A 14420-nucleotide genomic window follows, 5' to 3' on the forward strand; every position below is an offset into this window, starting at 1 on the left:
TGCGGTGGGTGGTGCGGGTGGCACCGTCGGTGCCGGTCGGGCTGCTGGTCACTTGAGGGCGCCGCTGAGCATGCCGCTCACGTAGTAGCGCTGCAGGAGCACGTAGACCACGATGCACGGGATGATCGTCAGGGCGACACCGGCCTGCAGCGAGCCCCAGTTGACCGTGCCGAACTGGCCGCTGGAGACGAGCGTCAGGGTCACGGGCAGGGTGAACTTGTCCTGCTCGGTGATCAGGATCAGGGCGGCGAAGAACTCGTTCCAGCTGGCGAAGAAGGTCAGCAGCGCCGTGGTGATCACCCCCGGCATGACGACCGGCAGCAGCACGCTCCGGAGGGCGCCGAGGATCCCGCAGCCGTCGACCAGCGCCGCCTCCTCGAGGCTGGCGGGCAGGGCGGCGAACGAGTTGCGCATGATGAACAGCCCGAACGGCAGGTTGAACGTGATGTAGACGATCGTCAGCCCCAGCAGGGAGTTGTTGAGGTGCAGCGTCTGCATCACCTTGAACAGCGGCGTGATCACCGCCTGGAACGGGATCATGAAGGTGGCCAGGGCGAGGAAGAACAGCACGCCGCTGCCGGGGAAGCGGGCGCGGGCGAAGGCGTACCCCGCGAGGGTGCTGAGCACGATGGTGCCGGCCGTCGCCCCGAGGGTCACGGCGACGCTGTTGAGCACGTTGCCGAACACGTTGAGCCCCTGCACGCTGCCGAGCCGCCGGAAGTTGGCCAGGCTCAGGTCGTGCGGGAACAGGGTCGGCGGGATCAGCCCGGCCTCGGTCGGGCCCTTGAAGGCCATCGAGAGCATCACGAACAGCGGGTACAGGAACATCACCGTCAGGGCCAGGCAGATCACCCACCAGACCAGCCGGGGCACCGTGGAACGGACGTCCCCGATCATCGTGCGCATGGCGTCTCCTCGCGTCGTCGAGCGGTGCTCAGTTGTGGTCGGTGTTGCGCAGCAGGAGCATCTGCACCGCGCTGACCGCGGCGAGGATGACCATCAGCAGCACCGAGAGGGCGGCGCCGTAGCCCAGCCGGAAGCTGGTGAAGCTGATCCGGTAGATCTGGTAGACGGCGGTGATGGTGGAGTTCGACGGCCCGCCGCCGGTCATGATGAAGAACTGGTCGAAGGCCAGCAGGGAGCCGGCGACCGAGAACACCAGCACCAGGGCGAGCGTCGGCCGCAGCAGCGGCAGGGTGATCGAGCGGAACAGCTGCCAGCCGCCGGCGCCGTCGATCCGGGCGGCCTCGACCACGTCGTCCGGGATCGACTGCAGGCCCGAGAGCAGCAGGAGCATCTGCAGACCGACGACCTTCCAGGTGACCATCGCGATGACGAGGGCCAGCGCGGTCCCGCCCCCGGCGAAGAGGTTGTCCTCGCTGTCCACCACCCCGGCACGGCGCAGCAGGTCGAACAGCGGGCCGATCTGGGACTGGCCGAGGTAGAGCCAGAGGAACGAGCCCGAGGCCAGACCGATGCAGACCGGCATGAAGAAGACGGACTGGAAGAACCGCGCCCCGCGGACGGGCCGGCGGACCAGCAGGGCCAGGAACAGCCCCAGCACCAGCAGCAGCGGCGTGATCACCACGGTGTAGAGCAGCGTGAACCTCAGCGCACGCAGGAAGTTGTCGTCGCCGAGGGCGCGCGTGTAGTTGTCGAGCCCGACGAACCGGGCACGGCCCAGCAGCGGCCAGTTGTGCAGGGACATCCAGAAGGTCAGCACCAGCGGGACGAGGAAGAACACCGTCACCAGCACCAGCGCCGGGGCGGCCATGGCCAGGCCCAGCAGGGACCGGCGTCGAGCCGTGCTGCCGCGCCGGCGGCCCGAGCGGGGCGGCGTCGGCGCGTCGGCGGACCGCAGGGCACGGCCGGGAGCCAGGGAGGTCATCGCGTTCTCCAGTCGACGGGTCGGATCGGGGGCACCCCCCGTCCGACCGGCGGTGGCCGGCCGGACGGGGGCGGTGCGGACCAGGAGCGGGGGCTGACGAGGGGAGGTGCGTCAGCCCGCGTCGTCGATCAGCGCCTGCGCCGCCTGCTGGCCCGCGGCCTGGGCGCCGGCGATGTCGCCGCCGAACGTGGCGTCGTTGATCATCTTGATCCAGGGCCCGTTGTTGTCGTTGAAGATCGGGTTCTCGACGACGCTGTAGGGCGTCTTGCCGATGCCCATCAGGTCACCGAACACCTTGTAGGGCTCGCCCTGGGGCGCGTAGATGGTGCCGACGAGGTCGGTCCGGACGGGCACGCTGCCGTTGTGGGCGAGGAAGTCCTGGGCCTCGGAGTCCGTCGCCCACCTCACGAAGTCCTGGGCACCCGCCTGGTTCTTGGTCCCGGTCATGACCGAGATCACGTCGCCACCGGCGAAGGATCCCGTGCCGCCGTCCTGGCCGGGCAGCGGGGTGACCCCGAAGTTGATCTTGGCCTGCTCGATCGTCGGGATCGCGAAGGCGCCGAGCGGCGTCATGCCCAGCTTGCCGCTGGTGAACAGCGGGACCTGCTGGGTCCCGGCGTCGTTCTTGGCCGCGCTCGGGATCGAGCCGTCGGTCCACATGTCCCGGTAGAGCTGCAGGGCCGCCGTCATCTGCGGTGAGTCCAGCGAGGCCGTCTTCCCGTCGGCGGACAGGACGTCCCCGCCGCTGGCCCAGACGTGCGGGGTGAGCTCGAAGACGTTGCAGCCGCCGCACGCGCCGGCGAACGTGAAGCCGTAGTAGTCCTTGCCGAGGGCGCGGATCTTCTGCGCCGCCTCGCGGATCTCCGCGTAGGTGGTCGGCGGCTTCTCCGGGTCGAGGCCGGCCTTCTCGAAGAGGTCCTTGTTGTAGTAGAGCGCCGACGCCTCCGCGGTGAAGGGCAGGGCGTAGGTGGCGCCCTCCCAGGTGGAGAGCGCACGGTGGGAGGGGCTCAGCGCGTCCTTGTAGGGCAGCGCGTCGGACAGCTCCGTGATGTCCTCCAGCGCGCCGGCCGAGGCGAAGTAGGGCGCGTAGACGAGGTCGATGGAGGCCACGTCCGGCCCGCTGCCCGAGGAGGCCGCCGTCCCCAGCTTCTGCACGAAGCTGGCAGCCGGGATGACGGTGACCTTCGCCTGCACCGCGTGGTTCTTGTTGTACAGGTCGACCAGCTTGCTCATGAACACCTGCTGCGAGTCGCGGGCCCAGACGGTGATGGTGCCCGTCGGGGCCGCGTCGCTCCCGCCCTCACCACCGGTGTCGCCACCGCCACCTCCGCCGCTGCACGCGGCGGCCATCATCGCCACGGCGCTCAGCAGTGCACCGATCTTCCACCTGGGGTCTCGCATCGTCATCCGGCTCCCTCGCCCTCGACGCGCCACGGGGCGCGGAACGTGCGGAAATGGTTTTCCGTGCCGGATGCTAGTGTTCCGCTTCCGCTCGGGTCAAGAGCGGGAGCACGGTTTCTCCGCGGTGTCCCACCCGGGTCACCGCCGGGAGCCTCGACGCCCGGAGGTCCACCCATGCGGTCGCGGTCAGCCCCGCCGACGGTGCGCGACGTCGCCGCTCGCGCGGGGGTCTCCCCCGGGACGGTGTCGAAGGCGCTGAACGGCACCGGGCAGCTGCGGGCGGCCACCCGGGACCGGGTGGCGGCGGCGGCCGAGGAGCTGGGGTTCCGGCCCAACCACCTCGCCAAGAGCCTGCTGGAGGGCCGGACCTACACGGTCGGCATCCTCACCAGCGACAGCTTCGGCCGCTTCACCACCCCCGTGATGGTCGGCATCGAGGACGCGCTGGGCGCCGGCCGGATGTCGACCCTGCTGTGCGACGGCCGGGGCGACCCGCTGCGCGAGCGGCACTACGTGCAGGAGCTGCTGAACCGCCGGGTGGACGGGCTGGTGGTGACGGGTCGCCGGCCCGACCCCCGGCCGTCGCTGGGCCGCCTGCCGATCCCCGTCGTCTACGTCCTGGTGCAGTCCGACGACCCGGAGGACCTGTCCCTCACCTACGACGACGTCCAGGGCGCCGCGCTGGCCACCGAGCACCTCGTGGCGTCGGGGCGGAAACGCTTTGCCCACGTCAGCGGGCCCGAGCGGCACTGGTCGACCCAGCGTCGCCGGGAGGGCGTGGGGCGCGCCCTGGAGGCGGCCGACCTCCCGTTGGCCCCGGAGCTGGTGCTGCTCGGCCAGTGGAGCGAGGCCTGGGGACGGACGGCCGCCGCCCAGCTGCTGCGGCGGGACTCGGGCGTCGACGCGGTGGTCTGCGGGAGCGACCAGATCGCGCGCGGGGTGGCTGACGGCCTGCGCGAGGCGGGCGCCGACGTACCGGGCCGGGTGGCCGTCGTCGGCTTCGACAACTGGGACGTCATGGTGGAGGCCGCGCGCCCCCCGCTCACCACCGTCGACCCCAACCTGACCGCCCTCGGCCAGCACGCGGCGACCCGGCTGATGGACGCCATCGACGGCAAGGAGCTGCCGCGCGGCGTGCACCGGCAGCCCTGCGACCTCGTGGTCCGGCAGTCCTCGGTCTGAACCGAGCTGTCAGGTCGGCTACATCGTCCAGGGCTCGGCGTGCACGTCGGTCTCGTCGGACCAGCGCCGATGCAGGGCCTCCAGCTCGGCCAGCACGTCGGCGTCGAGGCCACCGCTGCCCTGGCTCGCGGCCAGCAGCTCGTCGAGGTGCTCCGGTCGGCTGGTCGAGCCGACGGTCGAGACCACCTGCGGGTGGCTGCGGACGAAGCGGAAGCAGAACTCGGCCCAGGTGGGCACGCCGGACCGCTCGAAGACCGGCGCGACCTCGACCGCCCGCTCCTGCAGGTAGGGCTGCCAGGCCGCACCCGGCACGTCGCGCAGCATCTGCACCGGGGCCCCGCAGACCGTGCGCATCGAGATGATGCTGGTGCCGCGCTCGCGCAGCTCGTCCCAGAGCGCGTTGGAGGCGAACCGCTGCAGCGGGTTGAGGTAGGTGATGACCCCCTCGACGAGCCCGTCGAGGTGGCCGGCTCGCAGCGCCTCCAGCGGGGCCGCGCTGGTCCACGGGAAGATCTCGAGGACGAACCGGCCGACCAGCCCCTCGTCGCGGACCGCTCGCAGCCCGTCCAGGGCCGCGCCGCCGGCGACCAGGTCGTCAGCCAGCCGGCCGACCGGGTTCAGCTGGCCCAGGGCGATCGAGCCGATGCCCAGGGGGCCGGTGTTGGCCGCGATGGTCGCGCGGACCTCGTCCACCGTGCCGCCGCCGAGCTTGACGATGACCGGGGGGATCGCGTCGGGGTTCTCGGCGAAGGCCTCGCCGAGCACCTCGAGGGCGTGGTCGTACTGGCGCGACGTGTGCATCCACAGGCCTTCGGCCAGCACCGTCCGGGCCATGGCCAGCTGCTGCTCGCGCGGGACGTCGGGATGTCCCAGGCGGGTGGTGCCGTAGACGAAGGGGGGCAGGTCGGAGAGGGGTCGGGACACGGACCGACGGTAGCCGCCGTCGACCCCGCCCGACGACCCTGGTCAGCACCGCGGCGGAGGTCTAGGTTCGGGCAGGGGGTCGCCATGGACGGGCAGCAGGACCTGCAGCAGGACGTGCAGCAGATGGTGCGCAGCCACTACAGCCGCGAGGGGCTGGCCGAGGTGGTGCTCGACGCGGTCGCCGCGAGCGGCGCTGACCCGGAGCGCCTGACCCCCCAGGCCCTCGGCTCGGTGGACCAGCTGCACCTCGGCGGCGCGGCCGCGACGGCCCACCTGCTCGGCCGGCTGGAATTGGGACCCGGCACGCCCCTGCTGGACGTGGGCGGGGGCCTGGGTGGGCCGGCCCGCGCCGCGGCGGCCGGCCACGGGTGCCCCGTGGTGAGCGTCGACCTCTCCCCGGACTTCGTGCAGGCCGCCCGCGCGCTCACCGACCGGGTGGGGCTCGGGGACCGGGTGGAGCACCGGCTGGGCTCCGCGGAGCAGCTCGACCTGGAGACGGGCCGGTTCAGCGCCGCGATGATGATCCACGTCGGGATGAACCTGCCGGACAAGCCCGCCGTCTTCGCCGAGGTCCGGCGGGTGCTGGCCGACGGCGGCGTCTTCGGCCTCTTCGAGCAGGTCCGGACGGGCCCCGGCGCGCTGACCTACCCGCTCCCCTGGGCCGAGGCGGAGGGGTCCTCCTTCCTGGTCGACCTCGACACGTTGACCGGCGCGCTGCGCTCGGCCGGGTTCGAGGTGGAGGAGGTCGAGGACCGGAGCGCGGCCGTGCCCGAGATCGCGGCCCGCACCCCCGGGCCGCCCCCGCTCAGCCCGGCGGCCGTCTTCGGTCCCGGGTTCGTCGAGCGCCTGCGGAACGACGTCGCCGCGATCCGCGCCGGGTCGCTGGCGCCGGTCGTGGTGCTGGCGCGGGCGGTCTGACCCGTCGACGGGATCGGAGGGCGGAGCGGCGCGGGGGCGGCGCAGGGCGTGGGGGTCAGCGGGTGATGCCGTAGCCGCGGGCGAGGTCGCGGGCGACGGTGACGGAGTCGACCAGCGGGTGCAGCGCGAAGGCGGTGACCAGGGCGTCGGGGTCCTGGTCACGGGCGGCGGCGATGGTGCGCTGCTCGACCTCCTTGACCTGCTGCACCAGGCCCAGCTGGTGACCCGTGAGCGGCGCGGTCGCCAGCGGCCGGGCCCCGGTGGCGTCCACCAGGCAGGGCACCTCCACCACCGCCTCGGGGGGCAGCCCCGGCAGCGTCGAGCCGTTGCGGACGTCGAGGATCATCGTCGTCGTCTCACCGCGCAGCACCGCGGCCATGTAGGCCAGCGCGACGCCCTCGTAGCCGCCGCCGGCCAGGTCGGCCTCGGACCGCTCGTCGTCGGCCCCGCGGACCTCGGCGAGGTAGCTGGCGTCGCGCTCGCGGCGGACCCGGCGCCAGTGCTGCAGCGCCCGGTCGGGCTCGGCGGCCACGTCGGCGTAGAACTGCTGCTGGGTCCTCAGCAGGTGGTCGCCCCGGGTCTGCGGCTCCGAGCGGATCGCCGCGACCGCGTCCCGGGCGTAGTAGTAGTAGTAGAGGTACTCGTTCGGCAGCGCCCCCAGCGCGGCCACCCAGTCCGCGCCCAGCAGCCGGGCCTCCTCGATCGTCGCCAACGCCGCCGGGTCGGCCAGCAGGGCGGGCAGCACGTCGACGCCGTCGTGCACCAGCGCCCGCAACCAGCCCAGGTGGTTGAGCCCGGCGTAGTCCGCGTGGGTCCGGGCCGGGTCCAGCCCCAGGGCGAGGGCGGCCCGTCGGGCCAGCGCGACCGGGGAGTCGCAGATGCCCACCACCCGCGCGCCCAGCTCGGCCTGCATCGCCTCGGTGATCATCCCGGCCGGGTTCGTGAAGTTGATGACCTGGGCGCCCGGCGCGACGCGGTTGACGGTGCGCGCCACCTCGAGCGCCACCGGGATGGTCCGCCAGCCGTAGGCGATCCCGCCGGGCCCGGTGGTCTCCTGGCCCAGCACCCCGAGGTCGAGGGCGACGTGCTCGTCGCGGGACCGGCCGGCCAGCCCGCCGACGCGGACGGCGGAGAAGACGAAGTCGGCGCCCTCCAGCGCGTCGGCCAGCACCGTGCTGGTGCGGACCCGCGGGGCGTCCGGCACCCCCGCGGCCTGCTGGGCCAGCACGTGGGCGACGGCGTCCAGCCGGCCCTGGTCGACGTCGTGCAGCACCACCTCGTCGACGCGCGGGTCACCGTGATCGCCCAGCAGGGCGCCGTGCACGAGCGGGACGCGGAAGCCGCCCCCGCCGAGGACCGTCAGTCTGGCCATGGGCCGAGAGCGTACCGGCGCCCTGCGTCCGGGCTCCGGGCGTCGACCCCTGCCCGGCGGCGAGGGGGGCCAGACTGGTCCCGGGACCGGGGACGCCGGCACCACCGGAGCGGAGGCGAGCGTGACGGACGAGGCGAGGACCACCCCCGGTGCGCCGGAGCCCGCCCGGTTCGACCTCTTCGTGCACGGGACGGTCTTCCTCGACCTGATCTTCACCGGGCTCTCCGCCTTCCCGCCGCCGGGCGTCGAGACCCACGCCAGCGGGATGGGGTCGTCCCCCGGTGGCGTGGCCAACCTGGCCACCGCGGCCAGCCGGCTCGGGCTGAGCACCTCCCTGGCCGCCGCCTTCGGCGACGACGTGTACGGCGAGTTCTGCTGGCGCACGCTGGCCGACCAGGAGGGCATCGACCTCTCCTGCTCGCGCACCTTCGAGGGCTGGCACTCCCCCGTCACCGTCTCGATGGCCACCCAGGGCGACCGCAGCATGGTGACGCACGCCCACGACGCCCCGATGCGCGCCGACGAGATGATCGGCGTCCCGCCCCGGTCCCGGGCCGTCGTCGTCGACCTCGCCCACGGCTGGTCGGGGGAGCCGGACCAGCCCTCGTGGGTGGACCGGGCCCGGGCTGACGGCGCCCTGGTCTTCGCCGACGTGGGCTGGGACGAGACGGAGCAGTGGTCGGCCCGCACCCTGGAACCGCTGGCCTCCTGCCACGCCTTCCTGCCCAACGCGGCCGAGGCGATGGCCTACACCCGCACCGACACCCCCCGGGACGCGCTCTACGCGCTGGCCGACCTGGTCCCGCTGGCGGTGGTGACCAACGGCCCGCACGGCGCGCTGGCCATCGACGCCAGCACGGGGGAGGAGGCCGAGGTGCCGGCGCTGCGGGTCCCGGCGATCGATCCGACCGGGGCGGGCGACGTCTTCGTCAGCGGCCTGGTGCTGGGCACGCTCAACGGTTGGCCGCTGGTGGACCGGCTGGCCCTGGGCGCGCTGTGCTCGGCGCTCGCGGTGCAGCAGTTCGGGGGCTCGCTGGCCGCGCCCGGCTTCGGCGACGTCCTCGACTGGTGGCACGGCATCACCGGCGCCCCGGGCTCGAGTGCCTACCTGACGTCGCTGCGTCGCCGGTACGCGTTCCTCGACGGGCTCCCCGTGCTGCCGGAGCAGGCGCGCGAGCGCCGGTGGGCCGCCGCGACCATCGGCCGCACCCGGCCGCTGGACTGACCACGGCGCCCGAGCGGGTGCGGGTCGACCGGGGCGCTACCGGACGGGACGGTCCCGAGCGGGGCGGGGCGGGGTGAACGGTGGCGGCTCCGCGGCTGCGTGGCCGGTGAACCGCTCGATCACCGCCGCGGCGACCTCGCGGAGCTTGAGGTTGCGGTGCTGCGACGCCCGCCGGAGGATGCCGAAGGCCTCGTCGCGGGTGCAGCGGTTCTGCGCCATCAGCACCCCGAGCGCCTGGTCGATGGTCGAGCGGCCGGCCAGCGCCTCCTGCAGGTGCTCGGCCAGCTGGCCCTGCTCCGTGATCCGCAGGACGGTGGGCAGGGTCCGCGCCACCTCCTGGTTGAACAGCCGCGCCCGGTGCACGGGCTCGCCGTGCAGGGCTTCGGGATCCGGGGTGTAGAGGTTCAGGGCGAGCCGCTGGCCAGGGGTGATCTCGGCCGGGATGCCGGCCGCCCCGTGGAAGCCGAGCAGGGTCGAGACGGCGGCCCAGGCGGGCCAGCGCTGCTCGGTGCGCAGGTCGACGACCCCGGTGTCCACCCCGTTCCGCAGCGCCTCGACGCAGGGGCCCGCCTCCGTGTCGAACTCGACCTGGTCGGCGTCCCACGCCGACCGGTCGGTGGTGGCCACCGTCAGCAGGTTCCCGTAGAGCAGCACCGACAGGCTGAAGGAGCCCTCGACCCCCACCACGGCCTCGGTCGCCAGCACCGCGTCCTGGAGGTAGTCCTGCACGGACGTCGTCTCCACCACGCTCCGCTCGAGCCGGGTCCAGACCTGGTGGCGGAAGGCGTCGTCGTCCATGCTGCCCCCTCTCCTCGTCCCGGTGTGCGTGACCCGGGGTCACGACCCTCGGGTGTCCCGCTCAGCCTACGAGACATCCGGCCGTCGACCGGACGACCCGGGGCCGTCCCGTCCCACGTAGCCTCGCTGGGTGCTCGACGCCCTCAGCCCCCAGCGCCGACGCGTCGTGCTGGCCGGCGTCGCCGTCGTCGCCCTGCTGCTGGCCGTGCTGGTCGGCGGCCTGGTGGTGCGAGCCGGCCGGCCGGTGGCCGCCGTCCCGCAGGACGTCCTCGGCCCGGTGCTGCTCGTGCCCGGCTACGGCGGCGACGGCTCCTCCCTGCAACCTCTCGCCGCCGCGGTCCGCGCCGCCGGGCGGAACGCCGTTGTCGTCCCCGAGGTCGGCGACGGGACGGGCGACCTCGACGCGCAGGCCGCGGCCCTGGCGCGGGTCGCCGAGCAGGCCCGGGACGAGGCCGGTGCCCCGTCGGTCGACGTCGTCGGCTACTCCGCGGGCGGCGTGGTGGCCCGGCTGTGGGTCCGCGACCACGGCGGCGACGCGGTGGCCCGCCGGGTGCTGACCCTGGGCTCCCCGCACCACGGCACGACGCAGGCGGCGCTGGGCGCGAGCCTGGCAGGCGGCTGCCCGACGGCCTGCGAGCAGCTGGTCCCCGGCAGCGCGCTGCTGCGCCGGCTCAACGCCCGCGACGAGACCCCCGCCGGTCCCGGCTGGGTCACGCTCCGCTCGACCGCCGACCAGGTGGTCACCCCCGTCGACTCCGCCGCCCTCGACGGCGCCCTCGACGTGGTGGTCCAGGACCTCTGCCCGGCGGCGCGGACGCCGCACGGCGGCCTGCCGACCGACCCGGTGACCCTGGCCCTCCTCGGCTCGGCCCTGGGCGCCGGTGACCCGGCGGCGCCCGCCGACGTCCGCTGCTGACCCGGCGACGGGCTCCGGGCGGGGCGAGAGGTGGCCGCGGGCGCGTCAGTCGTCGACGTCCTTGGTGCTGAAGCTCGCCCACGCGGCCAGGGCGAAGACGAGCAGGTAGCCCAGCTGCACCACCAGGCCGCGGCCGACGTCGGTCCAGAGGATCGGGTCGCGGAACAGGTCGACGAAGGCCAGCCAGTAGCGGGTGGGCAGGTACGGGTGCAGGGTCCCGGCGGCGTCCAGGCCGAGCAGCACGGTCGAGGCGATCAGCAGGCCGATGGTGCCGAGGGCGGCGCCGATGGAGGAGGTGGTCAGCGTCGAGAAGAACAGGGCGACCGCGGCCACGCCGAGCATCGAGACGACGACGTAGCCGAGGGCCAGCGCGGTCCGGACGGCGATGTCGGTGGGGGTCAGCGTGGAGCCGCTGAGGCTCACGGTCCCGCTCGCCGGGACGTCGCCCAGCAGCAGCCGGCCCTCGACGGCGGTGACCGCCGCGACCACCAGCACGGCGAGCAGCACGAAGGCGACGACGGTCACCAGCTTGGCCAGCAGCAGCTGCGTGCGGCCGACCGGGCGGGCCAGCAGGTAGCGCAGGGTGCCGGTCTGCGCCTCGCCGGCGATGGCGTCGCCGCCCAGCACGGCGACGGCGATCGGCAGGAACAGCGGCAGCACCACCCCGAGCGCGGCGAGCGGGAACAGCGTCCCGTCGCTCAGCACCGCGGAGAGGAACGGCGGCCCGTCGCCGGGCGCGGGCGCGAGGTCGGTGACCGCGAGCAGCACGGCGACCAGCGTGGGCAGGGCGACCAGCATCGCGATGATCACCCACGTCCGCGGGCGGCGCAGCATCTTGACCAGCTCGACGGTGATCACGGCAACCGCCCCGCCTCGAGCACGACCTGCTCCAGGTCGCGGCGGTGCGGCCCCAGCTCGGCGACCCGGAGGCCGGCGGCGACGAGGTGGGCGTTCAGCCCGGCGGCGTCGAGGGCCCGGACGAGCAGCCGGTCCGCCTCGACCCCGGCGACGGCCGAGCCGAGCAGCTCGGTGGCGCGCTGCACGTCGGGGGTGCGCACGGCCACCAGGCCGGTCGGCCGGAGCAGCACGTCCAGCCGCTCCTGCAGCACCAGCCGGCCCCGGTCGAGCACCCCGACGTGGCTGCACATCTGCTCGATCTCCGCCAGCAGGTGGCTGGAGAGGAAGATCGTCGTGCCGGCGGCGTTGAGCCGCAGCAGCAGCTCGCGGATCTCCTGGATGCCCTGCGGGTCGAGGCCGTTGGTCGGCTCGTCGAGGACCAGCAGGTCCGGCCGGCGCACCAGCGCCGCGGCCAGCCCCAGCCGCTGCCGCATGCCGAGGGAGTAGGCCCGGGTGGGTCGCCGGTCCGCCGGGTCCAGGCCGACCTCGGCCAGCACCTCGGTGATCCGCGGGTGCCGGGAGCGGCGCGGCAGCCGGTCGGCACCGCTGGCGTCGAGCAGCGCCAGGTTCGCCCGGCCGGACAGGTGCGGGTAGGCGCCCGGGCCCTCGATCAGCGCGCCCACCCGGGGCAGCACCTCCGCCCGGCCCGCCGGCATCGGCCGGCCCAGCACCTCGGCGGTCCCCGAGGTGGGCAGCACCAGCCCCAGCAGCATCCGGACGGTGGTCGTCTTGCCGGAGCCGTTGGCCCCGAGGAAGCCGTACACGGCGCCCCGGCCGACCTCGAGGTCGATGCCGTCGACGGCGCGCAGCTCGCCGTACCGCTTGGTCAGCCCGCGCGTGCGGATGACCACGGCCTCGTCGGGGGGTGGTGGCAGCTGCTCGACCAGCTCGGCCCGCGCACCCGAGCTCCGCACGTTCACCGGGTCACCGCCAGCAGCTCCGTCGCGGCCCGCTCCAGCGTCGCGGGCGTGACCGTGCCGGCGAGCAGGAAGGCGCCCCGCCCCCGCTGCCCGGGCGTGACCAGCAGCGAGACGGGCCCGACGGGGGCCACGGTGCCGACCGCGGTCTGCCGGGCGCTGCCACTGGCGGCCAGCCGGTCGCGCAGCGGACGGGCCACCTGGCCGCGCAGCGGCAGCGCGATCAGCGCGGTCGGGCCGCGGCCGTAGATCCCGACGGCGGCCGGGTCCTCGCCGCGGGTGGGCAGCCCGGCCAGCGTCGCCGGCAGGTCGTAGGGCGCGAGCGCGTTGGCGGCCGCGGCCGCGTCGACGGCGTCCTCGTAGGTCAGCGTGGTGCTGGCCGCCGGCCGGAAGACGGTGGTGGCGGAGTCCGGCGGCGCCAGGTCGAGCCGGGTGACGATGCTGCTGAGCACCGGTCGGACGTCCTCCGCGCCGTACACCTCCACGCGCAGCGGCAGCCCGCTGCCCGGCTCCACCCAGACGTCGACGTGCGCGACGCTGGCGGCCGGGTCGTCGGGGGTGATCCGCAGGCCGGGCGCGACCACCCCGGCCACCCGGAGGGCCGGCAGCCGGCCCAGCTCGTCGTCCCGGACGCCCTGCAGCAGCGAACGGGCGAGGGTGGCGGGCAGCAGGTCGGCGGTGTCGGGCAGCCGGATCCGGCTCACCGGGGACACGGTGGCGGTGTCGGACTCGAAGACCCAGCGGACCTGCAGCCCCCGCGAGCGGAACAGGTCGGTCTCGCCCGTGCTGCGCAGCCGGTCGACCCGCCACTCCTCCGGCCCCCGCCACCAGACCCGGAGCTGGTTGTCCTCGCCGAGCAGCTGGCCGAGGGTGGCGAACGACTCGCTCTCCGGCACCTGGAGGGCTCCGGCCGTCCGCACCGTGCCCGACCAGCCCCAGGTCGCCGACGTCCGGACCAGCCGGGCCAGCGCCACGGGGTCACGCGGCGGGTCCGGCACCGGCCGCGCGCCCAGCGCGAGGGGGGTGCCCACGAGCGCCACGGCGACGAGCAGCACCACCAGCCAGCGCACGCCCATGGCCGCCACTGTAGGTGGGCGGCCGAAGCCGGGGCGGCCGGTTACCGGGGGCGGGAGAGGATGGTCGGATGCAGCAGAGAGACCGGCTGGGCCTGGCCGAGACCGCACCCGGGGAGGACCAGATCGGCGGACGCCCGCTCACCCGCTGGGGGACGGCGGGCGGCCGGTGGCTCGTCGACCGGATGGTCGCGCTGGCCCGGGTGGTCAGCGCGCACGGGGTGCTAGCCGTGACCGCGGCCGTCGGCCTGCTGCTGACCCTCGGTCTGGTGCTGGCCGCCGGCGGCATCTACGACGCCGTCGAGGAGTCCGAGGGCATCGCCGGGTTGGACCGGCCCGTGCTCGACCAGGCGCTGGCCGCGCGGAGACCCGGTCTGGACTCCGCGCTCACCTTCTTCACCCACCTCGGCGGGCCGCTGGGCATGACGGTCATCGCCGCCACCATCACCGCCCTGATGGTGTGGCGCTGGCGGTCCCGGACGCCCCTCGTGCTCATGCTCATCACCGTCGCCGGCTCGCTGCTGGCCACCGTGGTGGGCAAGAACGCCGTCGGCCGGCTCCGGCCGCCGCGCGTCGACGCCGTGCCGCCGTTCGAGTCGAGCCCGTCCTTCCCCAGTGGCCACGCGCTCAACAGCACCGCCATCGCCGGGATGGTCGCCTACCTGCTGCTGCTGCACCTGGAGGGCCGGCTGGCCCGGGTCCTCACCGTGGTGCTCGCCGGCGTGTGGGCCCTCGCCATCGGGCTGAGCCGGGTGTTCCTCGGCCACCACTGGCTGACCGACGTCATGGTCGGGTGGGTGATCGGGCTCGCCTGGCTCGCCCTGGTGGTCACGGCGCACCGGCTGTTCCTCACCGTCCGCCGACGTGAGCCGGCCCGGACCTGACCGCCCACCCGGACGCTGCTGCGCC

Annotated in this window: 14 protein-coding genes; 5 read left to right on the forward strand and 9 right to left on the reverse strand. The window is 74.5% G+C overall.

The features are described 5' to 3' along the window. Positions 1-48: 48 nt before the first annotated feature. The 3 genes from BLT72_RS18595 to BLT72_RS18605 all read right to left on the reverse strand — a co-directional run bounded on the left by BLT72_RS18595 (position 49) and on the right by BLT72_RS18605 (position 3289). Positions 49-906: a carbohydrate ABC transporter permease gene (locus tag BLT72_RS18595; protein WP_091414732.1), complete on the reverse strand. Its 858-nt coding sequence runs from the start codon at positions 904-906 to the stop codon at positions 49-51. 28 nt (positions 907-934) lie between these two features. Then, positions 935-1888: a carbohydrate ABC transporter permease gene (locus BLT72_RS18600; RefSeq protein WP_197677089.1), complete on the reverse strand. Its 954-nt coding sequence runs from the start codon at positions 1886-1888 to the stop codon at positions 935-937. A 111-nt stretch (positions 1889-1999) separates the two neighbouring features. Then, on the reverse strand, positions 2000-3289 hold the full coding sequence (locus BLT72_RS18605; RefSeq protein WP_197677090.1) for an ABC transporter substrate-binding protein: 1290 nt from the start codon (positions 3287-3289) through the stop codon (positions 2000-2002). A gap of 174 nt (positions 3290-3463) precedes the next feature. Between BLT72_RS18605 and BLT72_RS18610 the strand changes: the two genes are divergently transcribed. Then, positions 3464-4471, forward strand: a complete 1008-nt coding sequence (locus tag BLT72_RS18610; RefSeq protein WP_091414734.1) for a LacI family DNA-binding transcriptional regulator — start codon at positions 3464-3466, stop codon at positions 4469-4471. Between the two features lie 18 nt (positions 4472-4489). On the opposite strand, the gene BLT72_RS22360 is transcribed toward BLT72_RS18610, so the two are convergent. Then, positions 4490-5395 carry an aldo-keto reductase family protein gene (locus BLT72_RS22360; RefSeq protein WP_157720563.1) on the reverse strand — a complete coding sequence of 302 codons (906 nt, stop codon included), beginning with the start codon at positions 5393-5395 and terminating at the stop codon, positions 4490-4492. A gap of 84 nt (positions 5396-5479) precedes the next feature. Between BLT72_RS22360 and BLT72_RS22365 the strand changes: the two genes are divergently transcribed. Next, positions 5480-6313 carry a class I SAM-dependent methyltransferase gene (locus BLT72_RS22365; RefSeq protein ID WP_157720564.1) on the forward strand — a complete coding sequence of 278 codons (834 nt, stop codon included), beginning with the start codon at positions 5480-5482 and terminating at the stop codon, positions 6311-6313. A gap of 55 nt (positions 6314-6368) precedes the next feature. Here BLT72_RS22365 and BLT72_RS18620 read toward each other — a convergent pair whose 3' ends face one another. Beyond that, positions 6369-7685: a family 4 glycosyl hydrolase gene (locus BLT72_RS18620; protein ID WP_091414738.1), complete on the reverse strand. Its 1317-nt coding sequence runs from the start codon at positions 7683-7685 to the stop codon at positions 6369-6371. A gap of 121 nt (positions 7686-7806) precedes the next feature. On the opposite strand from BLT72_RS18620, the gene BLT72_RS18625 reads away from it, so the two are divergent. Beyond that, on the forward strand, positions 7807-8910 hold the full coding sequence (locus BLT72_RS18625) for a carbohydrate kinase family protein (RefSeq protein ID WP_231930147.1): 1104 nt from the start codon (positions 7807-7809) through the stop codon (positions 8908-8910). Between the two features lie 36 nt (positions 8911-8946). Here BLT72_RS18625 and BLT72_RS18630 read toward each other — a convergent pair whose 3' ends face one another. Continuing rightward, positions 8947-9708 carry an ANTAR domain-containing protein gene (locus BLT72_RS18630; RefSeq protein WP_091414742.1) on the reverse strand — a complete coding sequence of 254 codons (762 nt, stop codon included), beginning with the start codon at positions 9706-9708 and terminating at the stop codon, positions 8947-8949. Between the two features lie 130 nt (positions 9709-9838). On the opposite strand from BLT72_RS18630, the gene BLT72_RS18635 reads away from it, so the two are divergent. Continuing rightward, a complete protein-coding gene (locus tag BLT72_RS18635; RefSeq protein ID WP_091414743.1) occupies positions 9839-10624 on the forward strand; it encodes a lipase family alpha/beta hydrolase in 786 nt (261 codons plus the stop codon). A 45-nt stretch (positions 10625-10669) separates the two neighbouring features. Here BLT72_RS18635 and BLT72_RS18640 read toward each other — a convergent pair whose 3' ends face one another. Genes BLT72_RS18640 through BLT72_RS18650 form a run of 3 tightly spaced genes read right to left on the reverse strand, consistent with a single transcriptional unit; the run spans position 10670 to position 13514 of the window. Further along, a complete protein-coding gene (locus tag BLT72_RS18640; protein ID WP_091414745.1) occupies positions 10670-11482 on the reverse strand; it encodes an ABC transporter permease in 813 nt (270 codons plus the stop codon). After that, positions 11479-12441 (reverse strand): ABC transporter ATP-binding protein, encoded by a 963-nt coding sequence (locus BLT72_RS18645; RefSeq protein ID WP_231930149.1) that lies wholly within the window; start codon positions 12439-12441, stop codon positions 11479-11481. Before BLT72_RS18645 ends, BLT72_RS18640 begins: the two co-directional genes overlap by 4 nt. Further along, positions 12438-13514, reverse strand: a complete 1077-nt coding sequence (locus BLT72_RS18650; RefSeq protein ID WP_091414747.1) for a hypothetical protein — start codon at positions 13512-13514, stop codon at positions 12438-12440. The genes BLT72_RS18645 and BLT72_RS18650 overlap by 4 nt, the downstream gene beginning before the upstream one ends. A 68-nt stretch (positions 13515-13582) precedes the next feature. Between BLT72_RS18650 and BLT72_RS18655 the strand changes: the two genes are divergently transcribed. Next, positions 13583-14395, forward strand: a complete 813-nt coding sequence (locus tag BLT72_RS18655; protein WP_091414749.1) for a phosphatase PAP2 family protein — start codon at positions 13583-13585, stop codon at positions 14393-14395. Positions 14396-14420 lie beyond the last annotated feature (25 nt).

Origin of the sequence: Friedmanniella luteola, assembly GCF_900105065.1 — a bacterium.
Lineage (GTDB): Bacteria > Actinomycetota > Actinomycetes > Propionibacteriales > Propionibacteriaceae > Microlunatus > Microlunatus luteolus.